The organism is Nocardia sp. JW2, from assembly GCF_051843015.1.
Classification (GTDB): Bacteria; Actinomycetota; Actinomycetes; order Mycobacteriales; family Mycobacteriaceae; genus Nocardia; species Nocardia coubleae.
In genome coordinates this window covers 127,561-146,060 of sequence record NZ_JBPXLK010000002.1, presented here as the reverse complement: position 1 = coordinate 146,060, position 18,500 = coordinate 127,561, and the positions used below count along the sequence as shown (strand labels likewise).

Genomic DNA, 18,500 nt, shown 5'->3' with positions numbered 1-18,500 from the left:
AAAACAGCGGGACTGCGTCGAATGGAAAACGGTCGAGAACCAGCGTAACCAGCGATAACGCCGAACAGGCGGATCCATCGCGGGGGGCATGCCGGACGCGAGCAGGCGAGGCTGCCCGCGTCCAGGTGCTCAGAGAGCGGCGGCCAGGGTTCGCACAGCCAGGGTCCACAGGTCGGCGAAACGGTCGGCCTGTGCTTCGGTGAACAGGGCGGTGCTCCAGCGGAAGTTGGTCGTCAGGGCGGGGCCGGCGGGGGTGGTGCCGATGCCAGCGATGACGTCTACCGCGTAGCGCAAGGGAAGGTCGGGTTCCGGGTCGAGTGGGAGGGCGGTGTCGTGGGCGCCGACCAGCAGAGACCACGGGTCGGTGTTGTTGCCGCTGAGGTCGATTCGGCCGAGGTAGTTGAATTCGACCTGGGGTTCGGCGGCGGTGCGCAGTTCGGGGACGCGGTCGACGTAGCGGAGGAGTCCGTAATCGAGGCCCTGGTGCGGGATTTCACGCAGGTGGCGGGTTACCGAGTCGAGCAGGTTGCGGGCGGCGGCCGGATCAGCTTGGGCGCGTGCGACATCCACGCACTGGTCCCCGATGCCGAGGCGGACGGGGAACACGCTGGTGAACCAGCCGAGGGTGTTGGCGGTGTCGGTGCCGAGTTCGGCGTCGGCGCGGCCGTGGCCCTCGAGGGCGATCAAAGCGCCTGCGGCTGGATCGTTTCCGTTGTTCGCGTGCAGCGAGGCCATGGTCATGGTGAGGGCGGTGAGCAGGAATTCGCGGACGCCCTCGTCCTTGCCGATGCGGTCGAGGAGGCGCTGGGTCACCTCGACGGGGGTGGCGACGGTGTTCACGCGCAGACTCGACCAGGTGTCGGACGCGGGGGCGGGGTGCCGGGAACCGAGGGGCGCGTCGGGTCGGCGCACCTGGGCCGCCCAATAGTCGCGCTGGGCAAGCACTTCCGGCGTGCGGGCGCGCTGCCACATGGCCTCGGACCACTGCCGGTAGGAGGTGAACTCCGGGAGCATCTTCGGGGTGACGCCGGACTGGATCTGCTGCCAGGCGGCGGCGAGACCGTCGATCATGATGTGCCAGGACACCACGTCGACAGCCAGGTGGTGCACCGCGAGCAAAAGGATGTCGCCGGGATCGCCATCAGCGTCGTCCCCGGAATTGTTCGCGTCGCCCGAGGTCTGGTCGACTTCCGACGAGCCCGGTGCACCCGGGAACCACACCGCGCGCACCATCTCCCCCGACCTCGGGTCGATCGCGTCGTTGGCGATACGCGCGTATTCCGTGATGGCGGAATCCAGTTCGGAACCGGCGAGTCCACGCGGCGCTTCGATCACCACGTCGCCCGCGGCAACGACACCGGGCGCGCGGGTGAGCAGGCGCGGACCATCGGGCGTATCGGTGAGCACGGCACGCAGGGTGTCGTGTGCGTCGAGCAAAGCCTGCAGCGTGGATTCCAGTCCGGCACGGTCGATTCCGGCAGGCAGGCGGAGCAGGGCGGTCTGGGTGAAGCGGCGGTAGTTGCCGTACTCGTACATCCACGACACCACCGGCAGCGGCGGAACCACACCGTAGGAGTCGGCACCTACCTGGGCGGCGGCGGGTGCGTCGTCGACGGCGGCGGCGAGTTCGCGGATGGTCGGGCAGGCCAGAACCATGCGCGGGTTGAGCGCTAGCCCTCGGCGGCGGGCCTTGTTCACCAGGGAGATGGCGACGATGGAGTCGACACCGAGTTCGTAGAAGTCGGCGTCGACACCGGGGGCGCGACCGTCGAAGAGTTCGGCGAAGACCTCGCTGAGGGCGATCTCGGTCGGCGTCTCGGCGGCGGCATTGCTGTCGGCCGACGAAAGCGCTTGTTCGGCGAGCTCGTTCAGTGCGTGCCCGTCGAGTTTGCCGTTGACGTTCACCGGCAACCGGTCGAGGACGACGATGCGCGCGGGAATCATGTACGCGGGCAGGCGCTGCGCGAGGTCGGCGCGCACCCGGCTCACCACGACGGCACGCCCGGCCTTGCCGACGACGAAGCCGACCAGCGACGCGCCACCGGCACGACGGACCACGGTGACGGCGACGGTGTCGATATCGGCCGAGCGGCGCAGCGCGGTCTCGATCTCGCCGACCTCGATGCGGTACCCGCGCACCTTCACCTGCGCGTCGGCGCGGCCGAGGTAACCGAAGCGGCCACCCGGCAGGCGGCGGACGAGGTCACCGGTGCGGTACATGCGCTGCCCCGGGCGGGCCGGGTCGGCGACGAACCGGTCGGCGGTGATGGCGGGTTTGCCCAGGTAGCCGCGGGCCAGCTGCACGCCGGACAGGTACAGCTCACCGACGATCCCCTGCGGAACCGGGCGCAACCGTGAGTCGAGGACGTAGCCGACCATGCCGCCGTTGGCGGTGCCGATCGTCGGGATTTCCGAGGTGGCGACCGGGGCGACGACGGCTTCGACGGTCGTCTCGGTCGGCCCGTAGCAGTTGTACACAGCCGTCCCCGGGAGGGCGCGCAACCGTGCCCACAGGGCGGTGTCGATGGCCTCACCCCCGAGAGCGAGGACGGGCAGCTCACGATCGAGCAAGCCCGCCGCCGCCAGCTGGGCCAGCATCGAGGGGGTCGTGTCGATCATATCGATCTCGAATTCGGCCATGCCCGAGACGATTCGGTGTGCGTCGCGCATCTCGTCGGCATCGAAAAGGTGCAGGCCCTGGCCCGCGAAGAAGCCGACCATCGGCTGCCAGGAAGCATCGAACCCGAGCGACCAGGCGTGCGCGATGCGCAGCGGGCGACCGAGTTTCGCCATCGCCGGGCGGTAGAACCGCTCGAGATGATCGGCGAAGTACCCGGCCAGCGCGGCGTTCGTGCCGACGACACCCTTGGGCTCGCCGGTGGAGCCGGAGGTGAAGATGATGTAGGCGGCGTGGTCGAGCTCGCGGTGGACGACGGGGGCTTGCGCGGGGCGGTTCGCGATCCGGTCGACGACCTCGGCGTCGTCCAACGTGAGCACCGCGGTGCCGGAGCCCGCGATCCCGTCGAGCACGTGACGATCCTTGCCGAGGACGACGGCGAGCACCGGGTTCGACTGGCGCAGAACGGATTCGATGCGACCGCCGGGCAAGCTGATGTCGACAGGGACGTAGGCCGCACCGGCAGCGAACGTGGCAAGAATGGCCACGATCGCATCGGTGCCGCGAGGAAGCATCAGGGCGACAACGGTTTCCGGGCCGACACCGTGTGCGGCGAACTCGGCGCCCAGGCGGCAGGCACGATCGTGCAGTTCGCGGTAGGTGAAGTGTTCGCCCGAGGTGGTGGTGAGGGCGGTGGCGTCCGGGGTCGCGGCGACCTGCTGCTCGAACAGCTCCCAGGGTGTGGACGAGGGCGCGGGCACGAGGTCTGCGGCAGCACTGGCTAATTCGGCATGCTCCGCAGGTGTGAGCAGGTCGATGGCGTCGAGGGTCGCCCCGGCGTCGAGGGTGGGCAGGGTGCACAGGATGGTGACCAGGCGGGCGCCGAGGTCGGCAGGGTCGAGGTGGCCGAGCAGGGCGGGCACCGCCTCGACGAGGACGAGCAGTTCGCCCTCGCTCATGTGCGAGACCACGGTGAGCGGGTAGTGGGCGAGACTTTCCATCTCGATGGGCCGGAACCGGGCGCCGTCGGCGGCGGTGACGGTCTTGATCGCGTCGTCGATGGGGGCGTTCTCGAACACGAACAGGGTGTCGAACAAGGCGCCGTGGCCTGCCGCGCGCTGCAGCGTCGACAGGCTCAGGTAGCCGATATCGCGCATGGTCGACGAATCACGTTGCAGCCGAGCACATTGCGCGACAACCGGTTCGGCCGATTCGAGCCGGTGCACGACGGGGACGGTGTTGATGAACAGCCCGACCATGCCCTCGACACCGGCCAGCTTCTCCGGGCGGCCGCTGATGGTGGTGCCGTAGACGACATCCGTACGGTCGGTGATCCGGCCCAGCAGCACCGTCCAGGCGAACTGCACGGCGGTATTGAGCGTCATACCGTTGGCGCGCGCCCACTGCTGCAAGGCTTCGGTTTCGCCGGTGGACAGGCGAAGTCGGGTGGTCTCGGGGACCGAGGAATCGCGCGCACCGGTACCGTCGGCCAGCACCAGCGGCGCGCTCACCTGACCCAGGTACTCGGCCCAGCGACGCGCGGCGGCATCGTGGTCCTGGGCGCCGAGCCAACCGATGTAGTCGCGGTACGGGCGCGGGGCGGGCAACCCGTCCAGACTGCCGCCCGCCTGGTACACGGCGAGCAGTTCGGTGAAGAACACCGCGACCGCCCAGCCGTCCATCAGGATGTGGTGGGCGGTGAGGATCATCCGCTTGCGTGGCTGCGGTGCGTCGGTGACGTTCAGCAGCAGGATCCGCAGCGCCGGACCACGGCTCAGGGTGAACGGCACGCGCCGCTCCGACTCCGCGATGGAATCGAATTCGCTCGCCACCGCGTCACGTTCGGCCCACGGCAGCTCGGCGTGCGACGGGATGATCTGCACCGGCTTGGGCACGTCGGTGTCCCAGAACGCGGCCCGCAGGTTCGGGTGACGGTCGAGCATCGCCTGGGCGCTGCGGCGCAGCAGGGCGGTGTCCAGCGGGCCGTCGATGTCGACGACGAACTGCATCGTGTAGAGGTCGATCTCGGTGCCGGCCATCCGCGACAGGGAGAACAACCCCTCCTGCAGGGGGCTCAACGCGAGTACGTCTTCGATCTGCGGCGCACTCATGCTGCGTCCTTTCCTAGTGGTCGGGTCGTCGGATAGCCGAGACCCGGTCGACATGCGGCGCCGCACCGTGCCGGGCTGGTACCCGACAGGTGCGGCGCGGATGCCGGGTTGTTCATCCCTGTGCGGACCAGGCCGCGGTGAGGGCGGACAGGGCGTCGGAGTCGAGGCCGGACGCGCTCATCGGCGCGTGCTCGACCTGCTCGGGCGCTTCGGTTTCCGCCTCGCGGGGCGCGGCGTCGACGGCGGCGGCCAGTTCGGTGATGGTCGCGCACTCGAACACCATCTGCGGGGTCAGCGGCAATCCCTGGGCGGCGGCACGGGCCGACCACTGGATGGAGATGACGCTGTCGCCGCCGAGGGCGAAGAAGTTGTCGTCGCCGGTGACGTCGTCGATCTCGAGGAGCTCCTCGATCAGGGCGATCAGGGTGCGCTCGGTGTCCGAATCGGCGGCTCCCCCGGCGGCGGCCGTCGTGGCGACGGGTGCCGGGACGGCGAGCAGCCGGTCCAGGTCGGCCTGCGGCAGCACCCGCAGGTCGGCGATCGGCTGGTCGGGGTTGTCGGCGAAGGCGCGCAGGGTGGCGGCCAGGGCGTCGGCGATGAGCGCGGCGGTGGCCGGTTCGTACAGGTCGGCGTTGACGACGACGCGCACATCCATGCCGCCCTCGGCGGTCACGTTCAGACTCAGGTTCAGATCGAGGAACGAGACGTCGAAGTCGGCGGGCAGCACAGTGACCGTACTGGCACCCGAGGTCGCGAACGGCAAGGTGGTCGGCGCCCAGTCCGCTCCACGGAAATGAATCATGCTCTGGAACAACGGGTTCCGCGACCGCGAACGGCGTGGATTGAGTGCCTCGACGAGACGCTCGATCGGCAGTTCCTGGTGCGCGTTGGCATCCAGCACCACATCGCGGGCCCGGATCACGGTGTCGCGCAGGGTGGTCGCGCCCGACAGATCGTTGCGGAGCACGACCATGTTCGCGAACAGCCCGATCAGGTTCGTGGTGGCCGGATCGGTGCGTGCCGCGACGGGCGTGCCGAGGGTGATGTCGGTGCCGCCGCCGAGCGTGTGCAGCAGGGTCGCGACCGCCGCCTCGCACACCATGAATTCGGTTGCGCCACTACCTTTCGCGAGGGACTCGAGACCGGAGCGGACGCTCGCGGGCAACGAGAAGGTGACCACCTCGCCACGCTTGCCGAGCACCGGCGGGCGCGGACGGTCGTGGGCCACCGAGATCTCGTCGGGCACCCCGGCCAGCGCGGTGCGCCAGAAGTCGATCTGGGTCTGCGCGAACTCGCTCGGCGCCGCCTGGTCGAACAGCTCACGCTGCCACAGGGCGTAGTCGGCGAACTGGATCGGCAGCGGCTCCCAGGCAGGGGCGCTGCCCTGCTCGCTGCGGGCGCGGTAGGCGGTGGTCAGGTCGTCGAGCAGCACACCGAAGGAGGCGTGGTCGGCGACGATGTGGTGCACCAGCAGCGACAGCACGTGGGTGTTCGCGTCGAGTTCGAGCAGTTCGGCACGCAGCAGCGGCTCGCCGTCGAGGGTGAACGCGTAGCGGGCGATCTCGGCCAGCTCGGCCGACACCTGGTCGGCGGCGATCTCCCTGACCGGCAGCGCGACCTCGGTGGCCGGGTGGATCACCTGGTAGGGCACACCCTCGTGTTCCGGGAACGTGCTGCGCAGGGACTCGTGGCGGGCCACGACATCACCGAGCGCGGCGCGCAACGCGGCGATGTCGAGCGGGCCGTCGAAGCGCATGGCCAGCGGGAGGTTGCCGACCGAACCCGCACCTTCCATGCGGTACTGGAACCACATCGCCAGCTGCGAGTACGACAGCGGGATGCGCTCGCCGCGCGGTCGGCCACCGATCGCGGGGCGGGTGGTCGGTGCCGCAGCGACCGCATCGGCGCTGGCCGCGGGCGCCGGTTCGGCTGCCTCGTCGACATCGGAATCGACCGCATCCAGGTCCATGTCGAACTCGGCGAGGAACCGGGCGACCAGATTCGCGGCGAGCGCGGCGGGGGTCGGGCTGTCGAAGATGACGCGCACGTCGAGTTCGATGCCGAATTCCGCGCGGACCTGCGCGACCAGGCGGGCGGCGAGCAGCGAGTGTCCGCCGAGTTCGAAGAACGAGTCCTCCGCGCCGACCTCGTCGAGGTTGAACAGGGCGCCGAACAGGGCGCACATCTTGCGTTCGGTGGCCGTGGCGGGCGCGCGGTGGGTGCGCGCGACGGCCGGGGTAGCGGCGGGCAGGGCGCGCTTGTCGAGCTTGCCGTTGACCGTGAGCGGGACCTCCGGGATCACCGCGAACGCGCTGGGCACCATGAAGTCCGGCAGACCGGCCGCGGCGAAGGCCTGGATCTGCTCGAGGTCGATGAACCCTTCGGCGGGCACCACGTAGGCGGCGAGCATGGCGCCGATGGCCGGCTCCTCGGTCACGACTACCACGCACTGGGCGACCGACGGGTGCGCGGCGATGGCGGCTTCCACCTCACCGAGTTCGATGCGGAAACCACGCACCTTCACCTGCTCGTCGGCCCGGCCGACGAACTCGAGCTCACCGAAGTTGTTGCGGCGCACCAGGTCACCGGACCGGTACAGCCGTGCGCCGGGGTTGAACGGATCGGCGACGAAACGCTGCGCGCTCAGCGCGGGGCGGTCGAGGTAACCGCGGGCGAGCTGATCGCCGCCGAGGTAGAGCTCACCGACCACACCGTCGGGCACCAGCTGCAGCGCCTCGTCGAGGACGTAGGTGTAGACGTTGCGGTTGGGCACGCCGATCGGCACCACGCCGGTCCCCTGCGGCCCGTGCACCGGCATGTAGGTCGAGCAGACCACGGCCTCGGTGGGCCCGTAGTGGTTGCGCAGTTCGGCTTCCAGGGTGTTGGCGAAGCGGTCGGCCACCTCGCCGGGCAGCGCCTCGCCACCCACGGGAACCTGACGCAGCGAACGCCATTCGCTCACCTCGGGCAGCAGCAGGAAGGTGCTCAGCATCGACGGGACCATGTGCAGCACGGTCACCTGACGACGGGTGATGAGGTCGGCGACATAGCGGATGTCGCGGAACGGCTTGGGTTTCGGCACCACGATCTGCGCACCCACCGACAGCGGGATGGCGATGTCGGCGAGCGAGGCGTCGAAACTCACCGACGACGACTGCATCATCCGGTCGGCGGGCGTCATGTCCCACTCGGCGGAGAAGCACACGATGTGTTCGGCGATCGCGTTGTGCGGCACCGGAACACCCTTGGGCTTGCCGGTGGAGCCCGAGGTGTAGATGACGTAGGCGAGGTTGGCCGGGCGCAGCGGGCGCAACCGGTCGGCATCGGTCGGCGCGGACCCGGACAGTTCGGCTGCCGTCTCCTCGGCGGCGACCAATTCGACCGCGCCGAGCAGCAATCGGGGGTTCGCGTCTTCGACGAGGTACTCGATGCGGTCTTCCGGGTAGGCCGGATCGATCGGCAGGTACGCGCCGCCTGCCTTCAGCACGGCGAGCACGGCGACGATGAACTCGACCGAGGTGCCCAGGCGCAGGCCGACGATGTCCTCGGTGCCGATGCCCTGTCCGATCAGCCAGTGCGCCAGGCGATTCGCGCGGGTGTGCAGCTCGGCGTAGGTGAGTTCGGCGGTGTCGGAGACCAGTGCGAGCGCGTCGGGCGATGCGGCGGCGGCCGCTTCGAACAGGGCTACGAGAGTGGTGGCGGGCTGGTCGACGAGCAGACCGTGGGAGCGGTCGAGCAGTGCGGCGCGCTCGTCGGCGGCGAGCATCTCGAGGTCGCGCAGCCTGCGGGTCGGCTCCCGCAACGCGCTGTCGAGGAGCACACCGAAGTGCCCGAGCAACTGATCGACCAGGGCGTCGGACAGCACGTCGGTCTGGTATTCGGCCTCGACCACGGCGGTGCCGTCGGTGTCGAGCACCACGGCGAAGGCCAGCGGCACCTGCGCGCTCACGGCACCGAGTTCGAGCAGGGTTGAGGTGACGCCGTCGATGGCGAAACCGTCGGCGCTCTTGCGCACGCTGAAGCCGAGACGGACCAACTGGTCGAGACCGTCGCGACCGGCGACGCGGTCCGGGTTCGCTTCGCGCACCACACGATCGATACCGACACCGCGGCGCGCGAAGGCACCGGTGCAGGTTTCGCGAACGGCGGCGACGAGGGTGGTGAAGTCGTCGCCGGTGCCGATACCCGCGCGCAGCAGCAGGGTGTTGCCGAAGTAACCGATGAGCTGCTCGGTGCCCGCCGGGCGGTCGGTGACGGGGATGGAGACGAGGAAGTCGTCGGCGGCGGTGTAGCGGTGCACGAGGGCGTCGAAGGCGGCCAGCAGCACCATGAACGGGGTCGCGGCGTGTTCGCGCGCGAATTGTTCGGTGCGGGTGACGAGGTCGGCCGGGAGCCGGTGGGTGCGGCGCTGCGCCTGCCTGCCCGCGGTTGCCGAGGCCGAGCCGGGTAGTTCTAGAGGTTCGGGCAGGGGGCGCAGGGCGTCGCGCCAGTAGGCGACGTCGTCGGCCGCGGGTTCAGCGGTGGGGGCGATGGCGGCGAACTGCACGGTGTCCGCCTGCGCGGGCGCGCTGTCGGCTTGCGTGGGCACGGTGCGGTAGGCGGCGTTGAGCTCGGTGAAGAAGACGGCCCAGGAGTCGTCGTCCCAGCAGATGTGGTGGATGGTGAACAGCACCACGTGCTGGTCGGCGCCGGTGCGGATCAGGGTGGCGCGCAACGGCAGCTCGGTGCCGAGGGCGAAGGGGCGGCTGAACTCGCGCTGCGCCAGCACCTCCACCCGCAGGTCACGGCCGGATTCGGCGAGGTCGGTCAGGTCGTGGGTGGTCCACTCGGCGCGGGCGTCGGTGGTGAAGACCTGGAACGGTTCGCCCTCGGCGTCCACACCGTAGGTGGTGCGCAGGATGTCGTGGCGGGCGACGACGGCGTTGAACGCGGTGTGCAGGCGATCGGCGTCGAGCGGGCCGGTGAGGCGGTAGGCCACGCAGATGTTGAGGGCGGTGTCCTGCGGGTCGCGGGTCTGCAGGAACCACATGCGGCGCTGGCCCGGCGTGAGCGGGCGGCGCTCTCCCGCCGCGATGCGCGGCACGGCGACGGGTGCGGTGGACGCGGCCATGCCGCGCTCGCGCAGCTTCTGCTGTAACAGCTGCTTGCGGCGTTCCGCGACGGACAGGGTGGCTTCGGTGTCTGACATGTTCTTTCGGCCCCTAGCCCTGGTTGGTGTTCTGTGCCATCAGCTGCACGACGTCGTCGAGCGACGCGCCGCCGAGAATCGCCGCGACCGGCAGATCCCGGTCCAGCTCCGCCTTCACGCGCTTGCGGAAGTCCAAGGCCTGCAACGAGTCGAGGCCGAGGGCGACCAAGGGCATGGTCGCGTCGATGGATTCGGCGCTGTCACCTCCGATCACCTTCAGCAGTTCGGTGCGCACGCGCAACTCGAGCGAGGAGTTGTCGGGCTGCGCCGCCGATTCGGCGGATACGGCCACGGACGACTGCGCGGACGTGGGCGGAATCTCCTGGGAGACAAGGGAAACCGGCGTGGGCTTCGGCGCGACAGCGGAAACCGCTACGGTCGCGCACTCGAGACCGGTGAGCACGCTGTCCTGGCCGAACGCACCGAGTACCTCGCGCAGGAAGTCCCAGTCGGCGGCGATGATCATGCCGTCGCGCACCGGCGCGGTGAAACCCGCCTCGATGGCATCGGCGGGGACCATCGGGAACACGCCGGCCTCTTCCACGCGGGCGAACCCGGCGTCATCGAGCGGGCCCGCCACGCTCCACAGCCCCCACTGCAGGCTGGCCGCGGCGATACCACGGGCGCGCAGCCTGCGGGCGGCGACATCGAGCATGCGGTTGGTGACCGCGTACAGGATCTGGCCGCGCCCGCCGATGGTCGCGGCCATCGAGGAGCACAGCAGCACCCGGCAGTCGGTGGTCAGCGGCACGGTGTCGATCAGGGTGTCGAGGCAGTGCAGCTTGGCGCGGGCGGCGGTGTGTACGGCCTCGGCGGTGACCTGGTCGAGTTCGGCGTCGACGTAGTTCACGGCAGCGTGGATCACCAGACCGGCCGGGCGGTCGGCGATCTCGGCAGCGAAGGCCTTCGCCGATTCCGGATCGCTCACATCACAGGACCGCACGACGATCTCGGTGGCGCCGAGGCCACGCAGACGCGCCAGTTCCGTTGCCAGAACCGGGGTTTCGCCGCTGCGGCTGAGCAGGGTGACGCGGCCGGTGCCCGTACGCGCGAGGTGATCGGTGAAACGCAGGCCGAGCTGACCGGTGCCACCGACGATCACCACGTGATCGAGACCCTCGGCGAGCGAACCGGTTTCGGCGGTCTCGTCGACCACCAATCGCTTGACGAAGAGCTTGCCCGCACGCAGCGCCAGCTCCGCCTCACCGCTGGAATGCACCGCACCGACGATCCGGGCCGCGTGCGCGATCGGATCCTCGTTCGCGGCGAGATCGAGGTGGCGGAACAGGGTACCGGGGTGTTCGATCCCGACGCTGCGGAACCCGGCCGCGACGCCTGCCTGGAACAGACCGGGGATCGGATCGCTCTCGTGCACGGTCTCGCCACCGACGGTCAGCAGCCAGCATTCGCCGCCCGGACGCAGCACGGAAAGCGCTGGGGCCCAGTTCCGTTCGGCGAAGAACGAGGTCAGTGCATCGACAGCCGTAGAAGTGTCGTCGGCCGCCGACGGTGGCAGCAGGACAACGACGGAATCGAACGGCTGCGTACGCACCGAGTCGGGCAGGCCGCGCGCGGCATGCTCTTCGCCGGGTTCGGCGGAGCTCATCGCACCGGCGGCGGATCCTCGATCGTCCGCCTCAGCGCCCGCGCCGACAGCCGGGTTCAGTTCTGACGGGCCGAGCACACGAGCCTCGGCACCGTGACGGTCCGCGGCCTTCACCAGGGCGGCGGCCAGAGCCGCACACTCACCTGTGTGGTCCACGACGAGCAGGCTGCGCGGGGCGGTCAGGGTGCGGCGCTGGAGTGGGGTCCATTGTTCGACCAGCCGTTGGGGTTTCGGCGTGGTGACCAGAAGTTCGGGCGGGGTTGCCGACTCGTCGGGGGCGGCCCAGAGGCGCTTCGGGGCGGTGACGGTGTGCGGGAAGTCGCGCAGCGGCAGCGTGACGGTGTCGTCCACGCGCAGCGCGTCCCAGCGGTAGCCGGCGTCGAGCACCGCGACCTGGGCGAGATTACGGGTGAACTCCGAGAGGCCCTCGGCGGTGCGCAGCGACGTTCCGAGGACACGGAAGTCGCGCTGCGGCAGGCCGGGACGCGACGGCACGAGGCCGAGGTTCTCCTGCAGGGCCAGCTGCAGCACGGGGTGTTCGGCGACCTCGATCAGCAGGTCCACGCCATCGCTGCCCGCCGCGATCACGGCCTTGTCGAAACGCACCCGGTTGCGCAGGTTCCAGTACCAGTAGTCCTGGTGATTCAGGTCGGAGCCGATCTTCGCGCCGAGCGTCGCTCCGTAGCAATCGATCTCGGATTCGGTGAAGTGCGTACTACTCATCTCGTCGCCGAGCATGTCGACGAAATCGGCGCGCAGCTCGGCCACGATGGAGGTGTGTGCGGGGTAGGCCACGCGGATCTCGCGAGCGAACTGGCCGCGTTCGGTCGCGGTGGCGACCAGGTCGACAATGGTCTCGCGGTCACCGGAGATGGCAAGGATGTGCGGCGAGTTCACCACCGACAGCTCGGCCCAGCCCGAATGCCTGGCCAGCAACGCCTCGCAGGACTCGCGGTCCATACCGAGCACGGCCATCGAGTAGCCACGCGGGGAGATGCGCTCGACCAGGCGGGCGCGGTGGGTGACGGCGAGGACCGCGTCGCGCAGGGTCATCACACCCGACACCGCACCGGCGGCGAGCTCACCCTGGCTGTGCCCGATCGTCGCCTGCGGCGCCACGCCTGCGGCCCGCCACAGCGCGGCGAGGCCGGTCATGTGGAACATCAGGGCGGGCTGCACTTCCCACACCGTGTCCTCGTACTGCCCCTCGTCGCCGAGCAGGTAGTGCAGCGGCTGAGAGTGGCCGAACCGTTCGTGGTGGATGGCGGCGCACTCGTCGACGGTAGTGCGGTAGGCCTGCGATTGCGCGTAGAACAGCGCACCCATTCCGGGTCGCTGGCTGCCCTGACCGGGGAATACGAAACCGATGCGGCGAGAGCTCGCGGGGACGTCACCGAGAACGACGTCACGGTGGTCGGCACCGGTCGCGATGGCGTCGAGCGCCGCCCGCAACTCAGCCGATGGGGGTTCCACACCGTTCCAGGCTCCGCCATCTGCCCGCGCGGGCGACTGATCGCCCCTGGGTCCCCCGGTAGCCGGCTGGGCCATGATCAGTGCCCGCCGACGGCGCGGCATCCGGGTGCGGAACAGCATGTCGGCCAGCCGTTCCGGTGTCACCGCAGGGTGCGCGTCGACGTAGTCGCGCAGCGCGGCAGCCTCCGCACGCAGTCCGTCGGCACTGTCGGAGGACAGCAGAACAGGAACGCTGCCGTCGGGCAGACGGTACTCAGCCATGATTGGTTTCCTCCAGCACCGGCAGGCCGACAATGGCGTGCGCGTTGGTTCCCGCGACACCGAACGACGACACCGCGGCGTAGCGCAGCCCGTCGGGGCGCGGCTTCCACTCGGTCGCCTCGGCCGCCAAACGCAAAGTGGTTGCGCCCCAGTCGATATCGGCGTTCGGCCGATCCGCCCACAGGCTCGGCGCGATGGTGCCGTGCTCGCCGCACAGCAGCACCTTGATGAGCCCGAGCATGCCCGAGGCCGCCTGCGCGTGACCGGCATTGGACTTCACCGAACCGAGCAGCGGGGCATCGGAACGATCGGGGTTGCCGTAAGTCGCGGCGAGCGCGGTCAATTCGAGCGGATCGCCGACGGCGGTTCCGGTGCCGTGGCCCTCGATCAGACCGATATCGTCGACGCTCACCCCCGCGGCGGCCACGGTCGCCTCGATCAGTCGCCGCTGTGCGTCCGCGCTCGGCACGGCGATCGGCGCACCGGCGCCGTTGTGGTTCACCCGGGAACCGAGCAGCTGCCCGTAGATCCGATGGCCCAGCGCCTTCGCGCGCGACTCTCGTTCCAGCACGATCACGCCCGCGCCCTCACCCCACAGGGTGCCGGTCGGGTCGGCGGCATAGGAACGGCAGTGGCCGTCGGTGGCCAGGGCGTTGTTCTTGGAGAACTCGTAGAACGCGCCGGGCGTACCCATCACGCACACGCCGCCTGCCAGCGCCCAGTCGCACTCCCCCGCCCGGATCGCCGACGCGGCCTGATGCACGGCGGTGAGCGACGACGCGCACGCGGTGTCCACGCTGATCGACGGGCCGACCAGGCCGAGCCCGTGCGAGATCCGCCCGGCCACCGCACCGAGCGCGGTGCCGGTGCCCCGGTATCCGCTGTACTCGTTGACGCCCGCCGCGCGCGGACCGTATTCGGTGATCGACACGCCCATGAAGACACCGGCCGGATCACCGTCGAGCGCACCGGGGTTGATGCCCGCGTGCTCGAGCGCGCGCCACGCCACCCGCATGGCCACCCGCTGCTGCGGGTCCATCGCGACCGCCTCACGCGGGGTGATGCCGAAGAACTGGGCGTCGAATTCCGTCGCGCCGTCCAGGAATCCACCGGCGTCGCGGACGGGCGCCCAGCCGTCGAGCTTGCCGAGGGCGAACAGTTCGGCCAGCGGCCAGTCACGGTCGCGCGGGAACGGGCCGATCAGTTCCCGGCCGCCGGCGAGCGCGGACCAGAAGTCCGGCAGGGTTTCGATGCCGCCGGGGGCCTCGACGCCCATACCGACGATGACGATGGGATCAACGCTCATCGGGTCAGCGCCTGTCCGGCCAGCACCTCGGCGATGCCGTCGATGTTCTCGTCGACGTAGAAGTGCCCACCCGCGAAGAGGTTCACCTCCACTTCGCCCGTGGTGGCCTGGTCCCAGCCGTAGAGGTCGCGCGGGCCGACGAACGGGTCGTCGTCGCCGCCGAGCACGAGCACGGGTGCGGCGACGCGCACGCCTGCATCGCAGGAGTAGGCGTCGAAGGCGCGGTAGTCGGCCTTGAGCACGGGCAGCGCCATGCGCATCACCTCGCGGCTGGCCATCACGTCGGCGCCGGTGCCGTTGAGGGCGGCCATGTGGTCGAGCAATTCCTCGTCCTCGGTCGGATGACCAGGTAGCTCGGCGATCCGCTGCGGCGCGGCGGCCGCGGAAACCACCAGCAAACGCACGGACAACCCGGCGGCCTCGGCGAGCCGGGCGAATTCGAAGGCCACGATGGAACCCATGCTGTGGCCGAACACGGTGATCGGGGCGCCGGTGTCGCGCGCGGAGCCACGGAAGGCCTCGAAGGCGCCGCGGGCCAATTCGGGCAGCGTCTCGGCGGCCGGTTCGCGCAGGCGGTCCTGACGACCGGGGTATTGCACGATCACGGTGTCGAAGTCCTGCGCCATACGCTTGGCGAACACCCGGTAGGCCGATGCGCCCGCGCCCGCGTGCGGGAAGACGATCAGTGGCGGTAGGGAGTCGGTCCGGGGGGCCTGGAATTGCCTGATCCAGCCGAGTTCTCTTGCCATGTCGCTCTCCCTCACCGACCGCGTCCAGCTGCGGCCGTTTCGCACTATCTCTCGCCGGGCCCGGACACGGGCCTACCCGGCGCAGTCGTCCGGGACCGGGGCGAATGTTGTTGCCGCCGAGCCCGAACCAGCTCCGGGCGCGCTCCGGCAACCACCGGGCGATCGGTCGGGCAACAGTAGCATCAACCCATTAGTATAGGCTAGCCTTACCAATTGAGGTGACCAAGGTAACGATGGAATGGAGCACCCAGCAGATGAACCCCGCCGGGACCCCCACCGCGCTACCCCGCGAGCAGACAGACCTGCCCGCCGACGTAGCCGCCGCCCCCGCGCCGAACCTGCCGGTGTTCGAGGCGCCCTTCGCTCTGCGGATGGCCGATCCCGACGGTACCGACCCCGACATGCTCGAAGAGTGGATGGCCCGCCCGCACCTGCTCGAGTCCTGGGAACAGGACTGGGACGCGCAGCGCCGTCGCGAGAATTTCCGCACTCAGCTGGCCGGAACCTATTCACGCCCCTGCATTCTCAGCCTCGACTTCGCGGTGATCGGTCAGCCGGAGAAAGGCGTGGTCGATGTCGCCTACATCGAGTTCTACCGCGCCGCCAAGGACGAGATCGGCAAGCTCTACCACGCCGACGCCGGTGACATCGCCTTCCACATCGCCACCGCCGAGACCGCGGTGATCGGCAAGGGCATCATGTCCGCATGGATCTCGATCCTGCCCGCCGCCGTGTTCGCGGCCAATCCCGACTGCCGGCGCATGATGGGCGATCCCGACCACCGCAACGAGCCGATCCGGCGCAGCCTCGAGAAGTCGGGCTGGCAGAGCATCGGTGAGTTCGACGTCCGCCCGGACCGCCGCATCTTCCTGTACACGGTGCCGCGCACCCCGGCGGATATGCCTGTTCCCGCCTCCCCGCGAATTTAGGCCAGGCCAGGCGCGGCGCGATTCGCGTTGGCGGCCAGACGAGATCGAGGGTCACGGTCGCCCGTTCCCGGTGAGTTACCCATGTTCTCGCGAGATCAGTGGGTAACTCACCGCACGGGTCAGCGTGAGACTGCTTGCGCCGCGGAAACGTGGCTGCGCGCCGGGACCGTGCGCAGCACTCGGTCCGACAGCTCGCCCAGGCAGCTGAGGTTCGGGAAGCCGGGGCCCTGCGCCATGGCGGCCATGTTCGGCAGATACAGCTTGCTCGCCAGCCCGTTCACGGCCAGGTCGTAGCCGATCGACGATTCGATGCGGTTCTGCGTGAGCGGGCCGCCCACCGCCAGTTCCAGCTGATCGGCGGTCTGCTGATCGAACACCTCCAGGAACCACAGCGGCTGGCCACCGGTCGCGTCGACGACGAGGTCGAAGTTGTGCACCTGATCGGCGCGCAGCTCGTTGGTCAGCGTGAGCGCGAGCGAATCACCGGCAGGCACCACCTTGGTGACCCGGCCCTGCAGGTGATGGACCCGGCTGTCGCCGAGCAGGCTCTCCTGCACGCGCACCGAGAACACACCGCGGTCGGTACGCCGGATCACGTCGCGACGTTCCTGGATGCTCAGCGCGTTCCACTTCACCGGATCGCTGAACAGCGAGTTCTCGAAATAGCTTTCGCCACGGGTGTAGATGGTCGCCATGGGCGAGATCACCGAGATGGTGAGCATTTCGTGGCGCACGAGTTCGTCTAGCGCCGAGCCGGCGGTCTCGCCGCCGCCGATCACCGCGGCCCGCGAAGCGGCGGGCAGGCTGCGCTTCCCCGCCAGATCCCAGAACGTCGCGATGCTCAGCACGCGCGGGTGTTCGGCCAGCGCGCGGCTGCTGCGGCCGGGGCCGGTGATCATCAGGCCGTCGGCGCTCAGCTCGGTGGCCGCGCCGTCGGCGTCGACGACGCGCACCTGCCAGCGGTCGTCGTGGCGGATCTGCTCGACACGTCCGATCACCAGCTCGAGGTCGATCGACTTGGCCACCCACTGCAGGTATTTCGCCCACACGTGGTGCTGCGGGCTCGGCCTGCCACGGTCGATCCACTCGGCGTAGGTGCCGTGCTCGATGAGGAACGAGGTCCAGCTGTAGGCCGACATGGCGCGATCGATCTCGCGATTGCGGCCGCGGGCCCAGGTGGAGTGGTACGGGAACCCGATGTCCTTCTCGGGGCTGGTGCCGAGCCGGTGCTGCCCGTCGGTCCAGCCACCGGTGGGCAACCAGTTGCCACCCACCGCGTGCGCCTCGACGACGACCACGCGTGGCGCGGGCAGGCCGAGTGAGCGCAGGACATGCGATTTGGCCGCCACCGCAAGGGCTTTCGGCCCCGCGCCGACCACGAGCAGGGTTTGCACCGGTTCGTTCTCCACTCTCTCAAGCACGGCCCATGGTTGCATAGGCTTACCTTATTTATCCACCGGGGGCAGACAAGTAAGTGTCGTTAGGCTAACCTAACGTTCATGGGTAAGGGATTCAACGGCCTGATGGTCAAGGCTTGGGGTGGCTCGGACTACCGCCTCACGGTGACTGCCAACGAGCAGATCACGGACAAATTCGTGCGGATCAGTTTCACCGCGGGCGGGCTGCTGGCCGACAACCCGGTGCACCCCACGCAGTGGATCCGCCTGTGGATTCCCGACGAGCACAGTGACAAACTGCACCACCGCGGCTACACCCTGGTGAACCAGAACCCGGCCGAGGACACCGTCTGCATCGACTTCGCGCTGCACGACGGACCCGCCGCCAACTGGGCGCGCCGCGCCAAGCCCGGCGACCCGCTCGACGCCAGCGTCCTCGGCTCCGACTTCCAACTGCCCGAGCAGACCCCGAGCGAGTACGTCGTCTTCGGCGACACCGCCTCGCTCCCGGCTATCAACTCGCTACTGGACGCCATCGGCGACACCCCCGCGCGAGTGTGGCTGGAATGGCAGTACGAATCCGACACGACGATCCCCGTGCACAACAAGCCACACCACACGGTCACCTGGGTGCAGCGCATCGACGACGGCCGCCTGCTGCGCGAAGCGGCGAGCGAAATGACCTGCCCCGCAGACGCTTTCGCCTGGGTCGCCTGCGACGGCCACACCACCCGCTCGATCGTGAAGACCCTCAAAACCCACCACGCTCTGCCCAAGACCGCCATCAAGTACCAGGCCTACTGGAAGTGAGGACCCGGCGCCTCGACGGGCGCCGGTCCTAGACTGGGGATCTCCTACTCCGA

Annotated in this window: 8 protein-coding genes; 2 read left to right on the top strand and 6 right to left on the bottom strand. The window is 69.5% G+C overall.

The window, feature by feature from the left end; genetic code table 11:
* Positions 1-129: 129 nt before the first annotated feature.
* The 5 genes from ACSVDM_RS03765 to ACSVDM_RS03745 all read right to left on the bottom strand — a co-directional run bounded on the left by ACSVDM_RS03765 (position 130) and on the right by ACSVDM_RS03745 (position 15,311).
* Entirely contained in the window at positions 130-4,728 is a 4,599-nt protein-coding gene (locus ACSVDM_RS03765) for an amino acid adenylation domain-containing protein (protein WP_439262818.1), read from the bottom strand.
* 112 nt (positions 4,729-4,840) lie between these two features.
* The gene (locus tag ACSVDM_RS03760; RefSeq protein WP_439262816.1) at positions 4,841-9,916 is read right to left on the bottom strand and encodes an amino acid adenylation domain-containing protein; all 5,076 of its coding nucleotides are present in this window, start codon (positions 9,914-9,916) and stop codon (positions 4,841-4,843) included.
* A 13-nt stretch (positions 9,917-9,929) separates the two neighbouring features.
* Positions 9,930-13,256, bottom strand: coding sequence for a nocobactin polyketide synthase NbtC (gene nbtC / locus ACSVDM_RS03755; RefSeq protein ID WP_439262814.1), 3,327 nt, complete (start codon positions 13,254-13,256; stop codon positions 9,930-9,932).
* On the bottom strand, positions 13,249-14,562 hold the full coding sequence (locus ACSVDM_RS03750; RefSeq protein ID WP_439262812.1) for a polyketide synthase: 1,314 nt from the start codon (positions 14,560-14,562) through the stop codon (positions 13,249-13,251). Before ACSVDM_RS03750 ends, nbtC begins: the two co-directional genes overlap by 8 nt.
* A complete protein-coding gene (locus ACSVDM_RS03745; protein WP_067641071.1) occupies positions 14,559-15,311 on the bottom strand; it encodes a thioesterase II family protein in 753 nt (250 codons plus the stop codon). Before ACSVDM_RS03745 ends, ACSVDM_RS03750 begins: the two co-directional genes overlap by 4 nt.
* Before the next feature lie 254 nt (positions 15,312-15,565).
* Here ACSVDM_RS03745 and ACSVDM_RS03740 point away from each other — a divergent pair, with 254 nt between their 5' ends.
* A complete protein-coding gene (locus ACSVDM_RS03740) occupies positions 15,566-16,240 on the top strand; it encodes a GNAT family N-acetyltransferase (RefSeq protein ID WP_439263213.1) in 675 nt (224 codons plus the stop codon).
* Positions 16,241-16,359: 119 nt separating this feature from the next.
* On the opposite strand, the gene ACSVDM_RS03735 is transcribed toward ACSVDM_RS03740, so the two are convergent.
* Entirely contained in the window at positions 16,360-17,634 is a 1,275-nt protein-coding gene (locus ACSVDM_RS03735; protein ID WP_439263211.1) for a SidA/IucD/PvdA family monooxygenase, read from the bottom strand.
* Positions 17,635-17,739: 105 nt separating this feature from the next.
* On the opposite strand from ACSVDM_RS03735, the gene ACSVDM_RS03730 reads away from it, so the two are divergent.
* Positions 17,740-18,447 (top strand): siderophore-interacting protein, encoded by a 708-nt coding sequence (locus ACSVDM_RS03730; protein WP_357147406.1) that lies wholly within the window; start codon positions 17,740-17,742, stop codon positions 18,445-18,447.
* The last annotated feature ends 53 nt before the right edge of the window (positions 18,448-18,500 follow it).

Bases quoted from the DNA above. Each gene is read 5' to 3' on its own strand.
- ACSVDM_RS03745 (WP_067641071.1), bottom strand. From the start codon at position 15,311: ATGGCAAGAGAACTCGGCTGGATCAGGCAATTCCAGGCCCCCCGGACC.
- ACSVDM_RS03750 (WP_439262812.1), bottom strand. From the start codon at position 14,562: ATGAGCGTTGATCCCATCGTCATCGTCGGTATGGGCGTCGAGGCCCCC.
- nbtC (WP_439262814.1), bottom strand. From the start codon at position 13,256: ATGGCTGAGTACCGTCTGCCCGACGGCAGCGTTCCTGTTCTGCTGTCC.
- ACSVDM_RS03765 (WP_439262818.1), bottom strand. From the start codon at position 4,728: ATGAGTGCGCCGCAGATCGAAGACGTACTCGCGTTGAGCCCCCTGCAG.
- ACSVDM_RS03760 (WP_439262816.1), bottom strand. From the start codon at position 9,916: ATGTCAGACACCGAAGCCACCCTGTCCGTCGCGGAACGCCGCAAGCAG.
- ACSVDM_RS03730 (WP_357147406.1), top strand. From the start codon at position 17,740: ATGGGTAAGGGATTCAACGGCCTGATGGTCAAGGCTTGGGGTGGCTCG.
- ACSVDM_RS03740 (WP_439263213.1), top strand. From the start codon at position 15,566: ATGAACCCCGCCGGGACCCCCACCGCGCTACCCCGCGAGCAGACAGAC.